12 protein-coding genes are annotated in these 15,028 nt (G+C 71.9%); all 12 read right to left on the minus strand.

The window, feature by feature from the left end; all coding sequences use genetic code 11:
• On the minus strand, positions 1-2,030 hold a 2,030-nt coding region (locus C1I97_RS15415; RefSeq protein ID WP_111003787.1), incomplete at its 3' end, for a primosomal protein N'.
• A 132-nt stretch (positions 2,031-2,162) separates the two neighbouring features.
• Positions 2,163-3,371, minus strand: a complete 1,209-nt coding sequence (gene metK / locus C1I97_RS15420) for a methionine adenosyltransferase (RefSeq protein WP_111003788.1) — start codon at positions 3,369-3,371, stop codon at positions 2,163-2,165.
• Positions 3,372-3,613: 242 nt separating this feature from the next.
• On the minus strand, positions 3,614-4,816 hold the full coding sequence (gene coaBC, locus C1I97_RS15425) for a bifunctional phosphopantothenoylcysteine decarboxylase/phosphopantothenate--cysteine ligase CoaBC (RefSeq protein ID WP_111003789.1): 1,203 nt from the start codon (positions 4,814-4,816) through the stop codon (positions 3,614-3,616).
• A 153-nt stretch (positions 4,817-4,969) separates the two neighbouring features.
• Positions 4,970-5,242 carry a DNA-directed RNA polymerase subunit omega gene (gene rpoZ, locus C1I97_RS15430; RefSeq protein WP_030577387.1) on the minus strand — a complete coding sequence of 91 codons (273 nt, stop codon included), beginning with the start codon at positions 5,240-5,242 and terminating at the stop codon, positions 4,970-4,972.
• Between the two features lie 86 nt (positions 5,243-5,328).
• Positions 5,329-5,922 carry a guanylate kinase gene (gene gmk / locus C1I97_RS15435; RefSeq protein WP_111003790.1) on the minus strand — a complete coding sequence of 198 codons (594 nt, stop codon included), beginning with the start codon at positions 5,920-5,922 and terminating at the stop codon, positions 5,329-5,331.
• Positions 5,923-5,979: 57 nt separating this feature from the next.
• Positions 5,980-6,303, minus strand: coding sequence for an integration host factor (locus C1I97_RS15440; protein ID WP_003977346.1), 324 nt, complete (start codon positions 6,301-6,303; stop codon positions 5,980-5,982).
• Positions 6,304-6,590: 287 nt separating this feature from the next.
• Positions 6,591-7,436 (minus strand): orotidine-5'-phosphate decarboxylase, encoded by an 846-nt coding sequence (gene pyrF, locus C1I97_RS15445; protein WP_181446738.1) that lies wholly within the window; start codon positions 7,434-7,436, stop codon positions 6,591-6,593.
• The gene (locus C1I97_RS15450; protein WP_111003796.1) at positions 7,433-8,548 is read right to left on the minus strand and encodes a quinone-dependent dihydroorotate dehydrogenase; all 1,116 of its coding nucleotides are present in this window, start codon (positions 8,546-8,548) and stop codon (positions 7,433-7,435) included. Before C1I97_RS15450 ends, pyrF begins: the two co-directional genes overlap by 4 nt.
• 88 nt (positions 8,549-8,636) lie before the next feature.
• On the minus strand, positions 8,637-11,945 hold the full coding sequence (gene carB, locus C1I97_RS15455) for a carbamoyl-phosphate synthase large subunit (protein ID WP_111003791.1): 3,309 nt from the start codon (positions 11,943-11,945) through the stop codon (positions 8,637-8,639).
• Positions 11,938-13,095 (minus strand): glutamine-hydrolyzing carbamoyl-phosphate synthase small subunit, encoded by a 1,158-nt coding sequence (gene carA, locus C1I97_RS15460; RefSeq protein ID WP_111003792.1) that lies wholly within the window; start codon positions 13,093-13,095, stop codon positions 11,938-11,940. The genes carB and carA overlap by 8 nt, the downstream gene beginning before the upstream one ends.
• On the minus strand, positions 13,092-13,673 hold the full coding sequence (locus C1I97_RS15465) for a PH-like domain-containing protein (RefSeq protein ID WP_111003793.1): 582 nt from the start codon (positions 13,671-13,673) through the stop codon (positions 13,092-13,094). The genes carA and C1I97_RS15465 overlap by 4 nt, the downstream gene beginning before the upstream one ends.
• Entirely contained in the window at positions 13,670-14,956 is a 1,287-nt protein-coding gene (locus C1I97_RS15470; RefSeq protein WP_111003794.1) for a dihydroorotase, read from the minus strand. The genes C1I97_RS15465 and C1I97_RS15470 overlap by 4 nt, the downstream gene beginning before the upstream one ends.
• Positions 14,957-15,028 lie beyond the last annotated feature (72 nt).

Genomic DNA, 15,028 nt, shown 5'->3' on the forward strand with positions numbered 1-15,028 from the left:
ACACGGATCAGGGCGCGGGCCCAGTGCTCACCGGGTGGGGGCGCGCCCGAGCGGCGAGGGCTGCCAGGGGGTGTGACCGGGAGCGGGACGGGGCCCAGCACCTCGGCCTCGCGGGGTAGTCCGATGGTCGGGAGGAAGCCGGTCACCGCCTCCTCCGGGCCGGACACGGCCGCCATACGGGACACCGGCGGGAAACCCAGCTCCGCGCGTTCGGCCAGCTCCCGTACCGCGTGGCCGACGGGGTCCCACCGCACCAGGGCCTGCACGGGCCGCAGCGTCGGCTCGGCGACGACGACCACGGTGCCGCCCGCCTCCTGCGGCCGCACCAGCGCGGCGGCCGCGATCCAGCGCCGCAGCGCGTCCTCCCCCGCCCGCAGGTCGGGCCGTGAGAGCATGGCCCAGCCGTCCAGCAACAGCGCGGCCGCGTACCCGCCCTCGGCGACCGGCTCGGCGCCCGGTGTGCTCACCACGAGCGCGGGCGTTCCCGGCACCGTGTCCAGCACGTGCTCGCGCCCCGAGGTCCGCACCGGCACGGCGGGGAAGGCCCGCCCCAGTTCCTCGGCGGTCCGCCGGGCCCCGACGACCTGGGCGCGCAACCGGAACGCGCCGCACTCCGGACAGTGCCAGGCGGCTTCCTCGCGCCCGCACCATCCGCACCGCGGCACCCCGGCGTCCTGTGCCTGCAGGGGGCCGGCGCAGTGCCGGCAGCGCGCGGGCTCCCGGCACCGCGCACAGGCCATCCGCGGCACGTAGCCCCGGCGGGGCACCTGCACCAGCACGGGCCCGTGCCGCAGCCCTTCCCTGACCGCCTGCCAGGCGAGCGACGGCAGCCGCGCGGCCCGGGCGGCCTCGTCGCGCGCGAGATCGCCGTCGCTCACGGTGCGCACGAGCGGAGCCACCCGCCGCACCTGCTGCCGCGCCGCGACCAGCGGCCCCGCCCAGCCGCTCTCGACGAGCTGTGCCGCCTCCACCGTGCAGCCCCAACTACCCAGCAGAAAGCCGCACTTGTCCTGCGCGGCGCGCAACAGCAGCACCTCGCGAGCGTGCGGCTGCGGCGCGTGCTGCTCACTGTGGCTGTCGTCCCCGTCGTCCCAGAGCGCCACCAGCCCGAGGTCCCGCACCGGCGCGAACATGGCCGCCCGCGTCCCCACCACGGCCCGCACGGAGCCCCTGCGCACCGCCAGCCACTGCCGGTACCGCTTCTCGGGCCCCGCCTCGGCGGTGAGCAGGGCATGCCGTCCCTCGCCCAGGACGGCGGTCAGCGCGGCGTCCACCCGGGCGGCGGCCCTCCCGTCCGGTACGACCACGAGCGCGCCCCGTCCCGAGGACAGCGCGGCGGCGACCGCGCGGGCCAGCTCCTCGCTCCACTCGGGCCCGGGCAGCGCGTTCCACACGGCACGCGGCGAGCCGCCCCCGGCCAGCGCCTCCAGGAAGGCCGGCCCCCGCTCGTACCGGGTCCAGGAGCCCGCGTCGGGCGCGGACGGAGGCGGCAGCGGTGCGGGCGAGGGCCGTTGCTCGGCCCGGGCGCTGCGCGGTGGCACGGCGAGCTGCAGGACGTCGGCGACGCCGCCCGCGTACCGGTCGGCGACGGCCCGCGCGAGGCCCAGCAGCTCCTCGCTGAGCACGGGCTCGGGCGACACGACCTGGGCGAGCGCGGCCAGCGGCCCGGAGTAGTCCGACTCGGCCCGGCGCTCGATCAGGTACCCGCCGATGAGCCCGCCGCCCTCGCGCCGCCCCTCCCGCACCCGGTGCCGTCCGGCCCCGAAACGCACCCGCACCCGCACACCGGGCTGCGCGTCGGCGTCCAGCTCGGCCGGCACGGCGTAGTCGAAGTACCGGTCGAGGTGCAGCACGCCCTTGTCGACCAGCACCCGCGCCACGGGCAGCTCCTCGGCGAGCGCGACCCCCCGCCAGGTCCGCGGCTTGGCCCGGGGTTCCCTGGCCTTGCGCACGCTCTCCCGGATGAGCGCGAGCTGCTCCGGCGGCGCTCCTTCGGCCCCGCCGTGCCCCGTACCGTTCTCGCTGCTCACGCTTGCATTCCTACCAAACGGGACTGACAACCGACGGCGCTCGGGCCTCCACGGCCCCGCGGCCCTGGCATGCGCCGAGGCCCGGACCCCCGTGGGGTCCGGGCCTCGCTCGGTCCTCGCGGCGTACCGGTCTTACAGCCCCGCCGCCTCGCGCAGCGCGTCCACGCGGTCGGTGCGCTCCCAGGTGAAGTCGGGCAGCTCGCGGCCGAAGTGGCCGTAGGCCGCGGTCTGGGCGTAGATCGGACGGAGCAGGTCGAGGTCGCGGATGATGGCGGCCGGACGCAGGTCGAAGACCTCGTCGATCGCCTTCTCGATCTTCTCCGGCTCCACCTTGTGCGTGCCGAAGGTCTCCACGAACAGACCCACCGGCTCGGCCTTGCCGATCGCGTACGCCACCTGCACCTCGCAGCGCGAGGCCAGACCCGCCGCGACCACGTTCTTGGCGACCCAGCGCATCGCGTACGCCGCCGAGCGGTCCACCTTGGACGGGTCCTTGCCGGAGAACGCGCCGCCGCCGTGGCGGGCCATGCCGCCGTAGGTGTCGATGATGATCTTGCGACCGGTCAGGCCCGCGTCACCCATCGGCCCGCCGATCTCGAACCGGCCGGTGGGGTTGACCAGCAGGCGGTAGTCCTCGGTCTCCAGCTTGATGCCGTCGTCCAGCAGCACCTTCAGCTCCGGCTCCACCACGAACTCGCGGATGTCGGGCGCCAGCAGCGATTCCAGGTCGATGTCGCTCGCGTGCTGCGAGGAGACGACCACCGTGTCCAGGCGGACCGCCTTGTCGCCGTCGTACTCGATGGTGACCTGCGTCTTGCCGTCGGGGCGCAGGTAGGGAATGGTGCCGTTCTTGCGCACGTCCGACAGCCGCTTGGACAGCCGGTGCGCCAGGAAGACCGGCAGCGGCATCAGCGTCGGCGTCTCGTCGGAGGCGTAGCCGAACATCAGGCCCTGGTCGCCCGCGCCCTGCCGGTCCAGCTCGTCCTCGTCCCCCTCCACCCGGGACTCGTACGCCGCGTCGACACCCTGCGCGATGTCCGGGGACTGCGCGCCGATCGACACCGACACACCGCAGGAGGCGCCGTCGAAGCCCTTCTTGGAGGAGTCGTAGCCGATCTCGAGGATCTTGTTGCGGACCAGGGTCGCGATGTCCGCGTAGGCCTTGGTCGTGACCTCACCCGCCACGTGCACCAGGCCGGTGGTGATCAGTGTCTCCACGGCGACCCGGGAGGTCGGGTCCTCGCGCAGCAGCGCGTCGAGAATGGAGTCGCTGATCTGGTCAGCGATCTTGTCGGGGTGACCCTCGGTCACGGACTCCGAGGTGAACAGGCGACGGGACACAACGCTCCCTGGGGTTGCAGCGGCTGCTGGCTGATCATTGGTGGACGACACGGGGGGCTGCGCCCGGCGTCGTCCGCGAACAGTTTATCGGTCGCGCTCGGCCGCTGCCCCACCTGTCTCGCCTCTCGGGAGCGCTGTGAGCTGCGGCACGGGCATTCTGCCCAAAGCCCGGTGACCTTGGCCAGGGCCCTCACACGCCGGCCGAGAGGTTTTCCGGAAGGCCGTGGGGCCACAGGAGGCACTCAGCCCAGCCGGGCGGCCACGAGGTCCCACACGGTCTCGGCCAGGGCCTCCTTCGGGCCGTGCGGAACAGGGGTTTCGCCGCCGTCGGCGGCCAGCACCACGGCCTCGGTCTCCTCCGCGCCGAAGGTCTTACGCTCCCCCACCTCGTTGACCACGAGCAGGTCGCAGCCCTTGCGCGCGAGCTTCCTGCGGCCGTTGGCGAGGACGTCGTCGGTCTCGGCGGCGAAGCCCACGATCACCTGTCCGGACCTCGCCCGGTCGGCCGATATCTCCGCGAGGACGTCCGGATTGCGCACCAGGGCGATGGGCTCGGGCTCCTGGTCGTCCTTCTTCTTGATCTTGCCGGCCGCGTAGCTCGCGGGGCGGAAGTCGGCGACGGCGGCGGCCATGACCACCGCGTCGGCGTCCGCGGCCGCCTTCAGCACGGCCTCCCGCAGCTGCACGGCCGTACCGACCCGGACGACGTCCACGCCCGCCGGGTCCGGCAGGTGGGTGTTCGCGGCGACCAGCGTGACCCGGGCGCCCCGGGCCGCCGCGGTGCGCGCGAGGGCGTAGCCCTGCTTGCCCGAGGAGCGGTTGCCGAGGAAGCGGACGGGGTCCAGGGGCTCGCGGGTGCCGCCGGCACTGACGACGACGTGCCGGCCGGCGAGATCGGGCTCGCTCGCGCCCCGGGCGAGGACGCGGCGGCAGACCTCGAAGATCTCCGCCGGATCGGGCAGCCGGCCCTTGCCGGTGTCGGCGCCGGTCAGCCGGCCGACCGCCGGTTCGACGACGACCGCGCCGCGGCGGCGCAGCGTCGCCACGTTCTCCTGGGTGGCCGGGTGCTCCCACATCTCCGTGTGCATGGCGGGCGCGAAGACCACCGGGCAGCGAGCGGTGAGCAGGGTGTTCGTCAGAAGGTCGTCGGCGAGGCCGTGGGCGGCCCTGGCCAGCGTGTCCGCCGTGGCCGGGGCCACGACGACCAGGTCGGCCTGCTGGCCGATGCGCACGTGCGGGACCTCGTGCACCTCGTCCCAGACCTCGGTGGAGACGGGGTTGCCGGACAGGGCGGACCAGGTCGCCGCGCCGACGAAGTGCAGGGCGGAGGCCGTGGGGACGACACGCACGTCGTGTCCCGACTCGGTCAGCCTGCGCAACAGCTCGCACGCCTTGTACGCGGCGATGCCGCCACTGACCCCCAGAACGACCTTGGGCTTGCTCACCGGGCCTCCCCTCACTCGACACACGCGCCGCGGCTCGTCGGCGTACGCGTTCCATGACACACCACAGGCCCGGCAATCGCTCCCCTCAGCCAACGCTGGAAGGTGCCCCCTGCCGGGCCTGTGGAAAAAGCTACTGCGATCTGCAGATATGACTTACTGGCCCGGGCCCTCGATGGCCTCGGACGTCAGCAGACCCGCGTTGATCTCCCGCAGGGCGATGGAGAGCGGCTTCTCGTGGACGTGGGTGTCGACGAGCGGACCGACGTACTCGAGGAGGCCCTCGCCGAGCTGCGAGTAGTACGCGTTGATCTGGCGGGCCCGCTTGGCCGCGTAGATCACGAGGCTGTACTTCGAGTCGGTGGCCTCGAGGAGCTCGTCGATCGGCGGGTTGATGATGCCCTCGGGCGCGGAGATGGAAGAGGACACGCTCTACCTTCCGATGGATGGGAAAGAATCAGTCGGTGCGACCGTCACGGTGACTGTCACTGTCTCTGCCACGGCCTCTGTCACGATCACACAACGTCCATCAAGGCTAGCAGCTCGCGCGCCACGTCCTCGACGGAGGTGTTGACCAGGGTCTCGTCGAACTCCGACTCGGCCGCGAGCTCGGTCTTCGCCGCTCGCAGCCGGCGCTCGATCACCTCGGGCGGCTCGGTTCCCCGCCCGGTGAGCCGGCGTACGAGCTCCTCCCAGGAGGGAGGCGCCAGGAACACCAGCCGGCCCTCGGGCATGGACTCGCGGACCTGCCGCGCCCCCTGGAGGTCGATCTCCAGCAGGACCGGCACACCTGCCTCCAGGTGCTCCAGCACGGGGGCGCGCGGCGTGCCGTAGCGGTTGCCCGCGAACTCGGCCCACTCCAGCAGCTCGCCGTTGGCGATCAGCTTGTCCATCTCGTCGTCGGTGACGAAGAAGTAGTGGACGCCGTGCTGTTCACCGGGGCGGGGCTTGCGGGTCGTCGCGGACACCGACAACCAGACCTCGGGGTGTTCCTTGCGCATATGAGCGACGACCGTGCTCTTGCCGACCCCCGAGGGGCCGGAGAGCACGGTCAGCCGCGGACGTGCGTCCGGGGGTACGGGGGGTGTCCCCCGGGGTGTTACAGCCATGCGGCGATTATTCCAGCAATCCCGGAGTGCCCGGGACTCCCTCCCGCAGGGCCCTGGTCAGGAGCCGGTGCTGCCGAACTCGCGCTCCAGGGAGGCGATCTGGTTGGAGCCGAGACCGCGCACCCGGCGGCTCTCGGAGATGCCGAGTCGTTCCATGATCTGCTTGGCGCGGACCTTGCCCACGCCCGGCAGCGACTCGAGCAGGGCGGACACCTTCATCTTGCCGATGACGTCGTTTTCCTGGCCCTGCTTGATGACCTCGTGCAGGGAGGCGCCGGAGTGCTTGAGTCGATTCTTGACCTCGGCCCGCTCCCGGCGAGCCGCGGCGGCCTTTTCGAGCGCGGCTGCGCGCTGTTCAGGGGTAAGGGGCGGAAGAGCCACGCCTACGTCACCTCGGATGTCGAACTGTCGGATACGGACCGGTGAGGAACCTAGTCGCCCCACACCTGGGGAGCCACGAGCAACACGCTTGCCCGTTCTCCCCCCACTGCCTTGAGGGCGTGGGAGGTGCCCCACTCGACGGAGACTAGCGGTCGAGGGCGTCTGAGTCAGCGAGAACAGCGGAAAAGTCCTGGTCAGCCTCCGTCAGGTCGGACATTTAGAACATACTGCCCTGGATTCGGGGGCGCATCCAGACGCAAGCACGTCCCCGACCGCCCGTCCGGTCCTCAGCCCGCGGTCATCGCGGCCCGGACGTCCTCCACGAAACGTTCCGTGGCGTCACGCAGAGCCACCACGTCGGGACCGTGACGAAGAACACCCCGGCTGACGCTCGGGACCACGTTGCGCACCGCGGCCCCGAAGACCCGGGGGAGGTCGGCCGGCGTCGCTCCCTGGGCGCCGATGCCGGGGGCGAGGAGCGGACCGCCCACCTGGAGGTCGTACGACGACAGGTCACCGAGCGTGGCGCCCACCACCGCGCCGAAGGAGCCCAGCGGGGTCTGCCCGGCGTTCTCCTCGGCGAGGTGCGCGAGCACGGTCGCGCCCACGGTGCGGCCGTCGGGCCGTACGGCGTGCTGGACCTCCGCGCCCTCCGGGTTGGAGGTCAGCGCCAGCACGAACAGGCCCGCGCCGCTCTCCCGCGCCAGGTCGACCGCGGGCCTCAGCGAGCCGTAGCCGAGGTAGGGCGAGACGGTCAGCGCGTCCGAGAACAGCGGCGCGTCCTTGCGCAGGAACGACTCGGCGTAGGCGGCCATGGTCGAGCCGATGTCACCGCGCTTGGCGTCCATGACCACCAGCGCGCCCGCCGCCCGCGCCTCCTCGACCGTCCTCTCCAGGACGGCGACGCCGCGCGAGCCGAAGCGCTCGAAGAAGGCGCTCTGCGGCTTCAGGGCGGCGACCCGGTCGGCGACCGCCTCCACCACCGTGCGGCTGAACCGCTCCAGGCCGGCCACGTCGTCGGTCAGGCCCCACTCGGCGAGCAGGGACGCGTGCGGGTCGATGCCCACGCACAGCGGGCCGCGCTCGTCCATCGCACGGCGCAGACGCGCGCCGAAGGGTTCGATCGGGCTCATGCCGTCGTTCCTGCCTTCTTCACATCGGCGCCGACCGCGTCGGCGAGGGTGGCGTACGGGCTGTCGCGCAGCCGCGCGGCGAGCCCCTTGTGGAGGGCGCGGCCCCAGAAGGGGCCCCGGTAGACGAAGGCGCTGTAGCCCTGGACCAGCGTGGCGCCGGCCAGGATGCGCTGCCAGGCGTCCTCGGCGGTCTCGATGCCGCCCACGCCGACCAGCGTGACGCGGTCCCCCACGCGCGCGTAGAGGCGGCGCAGCACCTGGAGGGAGCGGGCCTTCAGGGGCGCGCCGGAGAGCCCGCCGGCCTCCTTGACCAGCGAGGGCGCGGAGGTCAGACCGAGTCCCTCGCGCGCGATGGTGGTGTTGGTGGCGATGATCCCGTCCAGGCCGAGCTCCACGGCCAGGTCGGCGACGGCGTCGACGTCCTCGTCGGCGAGGTCCGGCGCGATCTTCACCAGCAGCGGCACCCGGCGTTCCGGCACGACCCGGTCGGCGGCCTCGCGCACGGCGGTCAGCAGCGGGCGCAGCGCCTCGGTGGCCTGCAGGTCGCGCAGGCCGGGGGTGTTCGGCGAGGAGACGTTGACGACCAGGTAGTCGGCGTACGGGGCCAGCCGCTCGGTGGACTTGACGTAGTCGCCGACGGCCTCCTCCTCCGGGACGACCTTGGTCTTGCCGATGTTGACGCCCACCACGGTCCTGAACACGGGCGTACGGGAGGCCAGGCGTGCCGCGACGGCGAGCGAGCCCTCGTTGTTGAAGCCCATGCGGTTGATGAGCGCACGGTCGGCGACCAGCCGGAACAGCCGCTTCTTCGGGTTGCCGGGCTGCGGTTCCCCCGTCACCGTGCCGATCTCCACGTGGTCGAAGCCCAGCATCGACATCCCGTCGATCGCGACGGCGTTCTTGTCGAAGCCGGCGGCGAGCCCGAACGGGCCGTGCATCCGCAGTCCGAGGGCCTCGGTGCGCAGCTCCTTGTGACGGGGGGCGAGCACGGCCGCGGCGAACGTGCGCAGCACCGGGATGCGGACGGCGAGCCGGATCCAGCGGAAGGCCAGGTGGTGGGCCTGCTCCGGATCCATCCGCTGGAACACCAGACGGAAGAAGAGTTTGTAGATCACTGGGTCCTCGGGGTCCTCGTGGTCCTCGTGAAGCGCGGTCCTCGTGAAGAGGGGGACACCGTTTCCGGTGTCCCCCTCGGGGCCGCTAGTCGCGGGTGGCGGTCAGGAAGCCGGCGTGTTCCTGGAGGGAGCGGACGCCCACGTCGCCGTGGTGGAGGGCGTCGATTCCCTGGACCGCCGCGGCCAGGGCCTGGACCGTGGTCAGGCAGGGCACGGAGCGGGCCACGGCCGCCGTACGGATCTCGTAGCCGTCGAGGCGACCGCCGGTGCCGTACGGGGTGTTGACGATGAGGTCGACCTCGCCGTCGTGGATGAGCTGGACGATGGTCTTCTCGCCGTTCGGCCCGGGGCCGTCGGACTGCTTGCGCACCACGGTGGCGTGGATGCCGTTGCGCTTGAGCACCTCGGCGGTGCCGGAGGTGGCGAGCAGTTCGAAGCCGTGGGCGACCAGCTCACGGGCCGGGAAGATCATCGACCGCTTGTCCCGGTTGGCGACCGAGATGAAGGCGCGGCCCTTGGTCGGCAGCGGTCCGTACGCCCCCGCCTGCGACTTGGCGTACGCCGTGCCGAAGACGGAGTCGATGCCCATGACCTCGCCGGTGGAGCGCATCTCCGGACCGAGCACGGTGTCGACGCCGCGCCCGGAGGTGTCCCGGAAGCGGCTCCAGGGCAGCACGGCCTCCTTGACGGAGATCGGCGCGTCCAGCGGCAGCGTGCCGCCGTCGCCGTTCTTCGGCAGCACGCCCTCCTCGCGCAGCTCGGCGACGGTCGCGCCCAGCGAGATCCGGGCGGCGGCCTTGGCCAGCGGCACGGCGGTCGCCTTGGAGGTGAAGGGCACCGTACGGGAGGCGCGCGGGTTGGCCTCCAGGACGTAGAGGATGTCGCCGGACAGCGCGAACTGGATGTTGATCAGCCCGCGCACCCCGACACCGCGCGCGATGGCCTCGGTGGAGGCCCGCAGCCTCTTGATGTCGTGCCCGCCGAGGGTGATCGGGGGCAGCGCGCACGCCGAGTCGCCGGAGTGGATGCCGGCCTCCTCGATGTGCTCCATGACGCCGCCGAGGTACAGCTCCTCGCCGTCGTAGAGGGCGTCGACGTCGATCTCTATGGCGTCGTCCAGGAACCGGTCGACGAGCACCGGCCGGGAGGGGCCGATCTCGGTCGACTCGGCGATGTACGCCTCCAGCCGCGTCTCGTCGTACACGATCTCCATGCCGCGCCCGCCCAGGACGTACGACGGCCGGACCAGGACCGGGTAGCCGATCTCGTCGGCGATGGCCTTGGCCTGGGCGAAGGTGGTGGCGGTGCCGTGCTTGGGGGCGGGCAGGCCCGCCTCGGCCAGCACCTGGCCGAAGGCGCCCCGGTCCTCGGCGGCGTGGATCGCCTCCGGGGAGGTGCCGACGATCGGCACGCCGTTGTCCTTCAGGGCCTGTGCCAGACCCAGCGGGGTCTGTCCGCCCAGCTGGACGACGACACCGGCGATCGGGCCGGCCTGCCGCTCCGCGTGGACGATCTCCAGCACGTCCTCCAGGGTGAGCGGCTCGAAGTACAGCCGGTCGGAGGTGTCGTAGTCGGTGGAGACGGTCTCCGGGTTGCAGTTGACCATCACGGTCTCGTACCCGGCGTCGGACAGCGCGAAGGAGGCGTGCACGCAGGAGTAGTCGAACTCGATGCCCTGGCCGATGCGGTTGGGGCCGGAGCCCAGGATGATCACCGCGGGCTTCTCGCGCGGGGCGACCTCGGTCTCCTCGTCGTAGGAGGAGTAGAAGTACGGCGTCCTCGCGGCGAACTCGGCGGCGCAGGTGTCGACCGTCTTGTAGACCGGGCGGATGCCGAGCGCGTGCCGCACCTCGCGGACCACGTCCTCGCGCAGGCCGCGGATCTCGCCGATCTGCTGGTCGGAGAAGCCGTGCCGCTTGGCGTCGGCGAGCACTTCGGCGGTGAGTTCGGGCGCCTCGGCGAGTTCGTCGGCGACCTCCTTGATCAGGAACAGCTGGTCGACGAACCAGGGGTCGATCCTGGTGACGTCGAAGACCTCCTGCGGTGTGGCGCCCGCGCGGATGGCCTGCATGACCGCGTTGATCCGGCCGTCGGTCGGGCGGACGGCCGCCTGCAGCAGCTCGTGCTTGTCACCGGGTTCGCCGACGAACGTGAACTGGCTGCCCTTCTTCTCCAGCGAGCGCAGGGCCTTCTGGAAGGCCTCGGTGAAGTTGCGGCCGATGGCCATGGCCTCGCCGACCGACTTCATGGTGGTGGTCAGCGTGGAGTCGGCGCTCGGGAACTTCTCGAAGGCGAACCGGGGCGCCTTGACGACCACGTAGTCCAGGGTCGGCTCGAAGGAGGCCGGGGTCTCCTGCGTGATGTCGTTCGGGATCTCGTCGAGGGTGTAGCCGACGGCGAGCTTGGCGGCGATCTTGGCGATGGGGAAGCCGGTCGCCTTGGACGCCAGGGCCGACGAGCGCGACACGCGCGGGTTCATCTCGATGACGATGACCCGCCCGTCCTCCGGGTCGACCGCGAACTGGATGTTGCAGCCGCCGGTGTCGACGCCGACCTCGCGAATCACGGCGATGCCGATGTCGCGCAGGATCTGGTACTCGCGGTCGGTGAGGGTCATCGCCGGGGCGACGGTGATGGAGTCGCCGGTGTGCACGCCCATCGGGTCGAAGTTCTCGATGGAGCAGACGACCACGACGTTGTCGTGCTTGTCGCGCATCAGCTCCAGCTCGTACTCCTTCCAGCCGAGGATGGACTCCTCCAGGAGGACCTCGGTGGTCGGGGAGAGCGCGAGGCCGGTGCCGGCGATGCGGCGCAGCTCGTCCTCGTCGTGGGCGAAGCCGGAGCCGGCGCCGCCCATGGTGAAGGAGGGGCGGACGACGACCGGGTAGCCGCCGAGCTCGTCGACGCCGGCCAGGACCTCGTCCATGGTGTGGCAGATCACCGAGCGTGCGGACTCGCCGTGCCCGATCCTCTGCCGGACGGCCTCCACGACCTCCTTGAACTGGTCGCGGTCCTCGCCCTTGTGGATGGCCTCGACGTTGGCGCCGATCAGCTCGACGCCGTACTTGGCCAGGACGCCGTTGTCGTGCAGCGAGATGGCGGTGTTGAGGGCCGTCTGACCGCCCAGGGTGGGCAGCAGGGCGTCGGGGCGCTCCTTGGCGATGATCTTCTCGACGAACTCGGGGGTGATCGGCTCGACGTAGGTGGCGTCGGCGATCTCCGGGTCGGTCATGATCGTCGCCGGGTTGGAGTTGACGAGGACGACCCTGAGGCCCTCGGCCTTCAGGACGCGGCACGCCTGGGTGCCGGAGTAGTCGAACTCGGCGGCCTGGCCGATGACGATCGGGCCGGAGCCGATGACCAGGACGGACTGGATATCGGTGCGCTTAGGCACGCTGGCCCTCCATCAGGGAGACGAAGCGGTCGAACAGGTAGGCGGCGTCGTGGGGTCCCGCGGCCGCTTCGGGGTGGTACTGGACGCTGAAGGCCGGCTTGTCGAGCAGCCTCAGGCCCTCCACCACGTTGTCATTGAGACAGACGTGGGAGACCTCGACACGGCCGAAGGGCGTGTCGGAGACCCGGTCGGTGGGGGCGTCGACGGCGAAGCCGTGGTTGTGCGCGGTGACCTCGACCTTGCCGGTCGTACGGTCCTGCACCGGCTGGTTGATGCCGCGGTGGCCGTACTTCAGCTTGTAGGTGCCGAAGCCGAGCGCGCGGCCGAGGATCTGGTTGCCGAAGCAGATGCCGAACAGCGGCGTGCCGCGCTCCAGGACTCCCCGCATCACGGAGACGGGGTGGTCGGCGGTGGCCGGGTCGCCCGGCCCGTTGGAGAAGAACACCCCGTCGGGCTCGACCGCGTACACCTCCTCCAGCGTGGCCGTGGCCGGCAGCACGTGCACCTCGATGCCGCGCTCGGCCATCCGGTGCGGGGTCATGCCCTTGATGCCGAGGTCGACCGCGGCGACGGTGAACCTCTTCTCGCCGATCGCGGGGACGACGTACGTCTCCCGGGTGGCGACCTCCGCGGACAGGTCGGCGCCCTCCATCCGGGGTGCCTGGAGGACCCGGGCCAGCAGCGTGGCCTCGTCCTGGACCGCCTCGCCGCTGAAGATGCCGACGCGCATGGCCCCCTGCTCGCGCAGGTGGCGGGTCAGGGCGCGGGTGTCGATGCCGCTGATGCCGACGACGCCCTGGGCGGCCAGCTCCTCGTCCAGGCTGCGCTTGGCCCGCCAGCTGGACGGCCGGCGCGCGGGGTCGCGCACCACGTAGCCGGAGACCCAGATGCGCCGGGACTCGGGGTCCTCGTCGTTGACGCCGGTGTTGCCGACGTGCGGGGCGGTCATGACGACGACCTGGCGGTGGTACGACGGGTCGGTGAGGGTCTCCTGGTAGCCGGTCATGCCGGTGGAGAACACGGCCTCGCCGAACGTCTCCCCCACGGCCCCGTAGGCACGGCCGCGGAAGACCCGGCCGTCCTCCAGGACGAGTACGGCGGGAGCCGCCTTGTGCCTCTGCGAGGCGGTTCCCTGGCTGGAGGTGGTCATCGTTCGGCGCCTTCCGTGCTGTGCTTTTCGGTCAGGGAGTTCAGGGCTTCGACCCACGCGGGGTGCTCGGCCGCCCGGTCGGAGCGGAACCCGGAGTCGATCAGCCGTTCGCCGTGCGCCCAGGTCACGATCAGCAGGCCGCCCTCGGTGAGGACCTTGCCGGCGATGCCCTTGTCGAGCCGGGCCCCGCGCAGCTGTGCGGCGGGGACGAAGAAGTCGGTGGCTCCGGGGCGTACGACGTCCAGGCCGGCGTCCGTCAGGGTGAGCTCGGCCCGGCTGCGGGTGCCCAGACCACGGGCCACGATGCGGTCCAGCCACTGGCCGGCGGTGGTGGAGCCGTGGTAGCGGCCGGTCATCGTCAGCCGCGGCTCACCGGGGTTCTCCGGTGAGCCAGGCAGTTCGGGCAGGTCGCCCTGGAGGGTGCCGCGCCACTTCCAGCCCTCGCGCATCAGCCAGTAGACGAGGGCCACGAAGAGCGCGAGGCCGATCAGCCAGCCGATGCGGGCGGCCCAGTCGGTGACCGGGGCCGATTTCCCTCCGGCGGCGATTGCGGTCGCGAGCAGTGTTGCAGGTGTCACGTGAGCTTCCCGTCGACGAGCGTGGCCTTGCCCCGGAGCCACGTGTGGGTGACACGGCCCGGCAGCTCACGTCCCTCGTACGGGGTGTTGCGGCTGCGCGAGGCGAAGCCCGCGGGGTCCACCTGCCCACGGTATGCCGTGTCGACCAGGGTGAGGTTCGCGGGCTCACCTGCCGAGACGGGACGGCCGTGGCCGGTGGCCTGTCCGATCCGGGCGGGCTTGAAGGACATGCGGTCGGCGACGCCGGCCCAGTCCAGCAGGCCCGTGTCGACCATGGTCTCCTGGACCACCGACAACGCGGTCTCCAGGCCGACCATGCCCATGGCGGCGGCGGCCCACTCGCAGTCCTTGTCCTCGTGCGGGTGGGGGGCGTGGTCGGTGGCGACGATGTCGATGGTGCCGTCGGCGAGCGCCTCGCGCAGGGCGTGCACGTCGCGCTCGGTGCGCAGCGGCGGGTTCACCTTGTAGACCGGGTTGTAGGTGCGCACCAGCTCGTCGGTCAGCAGCAGGTGGTGCGGGGTGACCTCGGCGGTGACCCGGATGCCGCGGGACTTGGCCCAGCGGACGATCTCGACGCTCCCGGCGGTCGACAGGTGGCAGATGTGCACGCGGGAGCCGACGTGGTCGGCGAGCAGCACGTCGCGGGCGATGATCGACTCCTCGGCGACGGCCGGCCAGCCGCCCAGGCCCAGCTCGGCGGAGACGACGCCCTCGTTCATCTGGGCGCCCTCGGTCAGCCGCGGCTCCTGGGCGTGCTGGGCGACGACGCCGCCGAAGGCCTTCACGTACTCCAGCGCCCGGCGCATGATCACCGCGTCGTCGACGCACTTGCCGTCGTCGGAGAAGACGGTGACCCCGGCGGCCGACTCGTGCATGGCGCCGAGCTCGGCGAGCTTCCTGCCCTCCAGGCCGACGGTGACGGCGCCGACGGGCTGGACGTCGCAGTAGCCGTGCTCCCGGCCGAGCCGCCAGACCTGCTCGACGACTCCGGCGGTGTCGGCGACGGGGAAGGTGTTGGCCATGGCGAACACGGCGGTGTAGCCGCCACAGGCGGCGGCGCGGGTGCCGGTGAGCACGGTCTCGGAGTCCTCGCGGCCCGGCTCGCGCAGATGGGTGTGCAGGTCGACCAGGCCCGGCAGCAGGACCTTGCCCCCGGCCTCGACGACCTCGGCTCCTTCCGCGTCCAGGCCCGTGCCCACCTCGGCGATCGTCTCACCGTCGATCAGCACGTCCTGGGGCTCGCCGCCGAGCACCTTCGCACCACGGATCAGGATCTTGCTCATGTTTGTTTATTTCTCCTCGGCGAAAGAGGTGCGCGCGGAGCGCTCGTCAGAAGGGTGGTGGTGGGAGACGGG

Origin of the sequence: Streptomyces sp. NTH33, from assembly GCF_003236365.1 — a bacterium.
Lineage (GTDB): Bacteria > Actinomycetota > Actinomycetes > Streptomycetales > Streptomycetaceae > Streptomyces.

Coding starts and splice junctions, on each gene's coding strand:
- carA (WP_111003792.1), bottom strand. CDS start 13,095: ATGACCACCTCCAGCCAGGGAACCGCCTCGCAGAGGCACAAGGCGGCT.
- gmk (WP_111003790.1), bottom strand. CDS start 5,922: ATGGCTGTAACACCCCGGGGGACACCCCCCGTACCCCCGGACGCACGT.
- pyrF (WP_181446738.1), bottom strand. CDS start 7,436: ATGAGCCCGATCGAACCCTTCGGCGCGCGTCTGCGCCGTGCGATGGAC.
- C1I97_RS15470 (WP_111003794.1), bottom strand. CDS start 14,956: ATGAGCAAGATCCTGATCCGTGGTGCGAAGGTGCTCGGCGGCGAGCCC.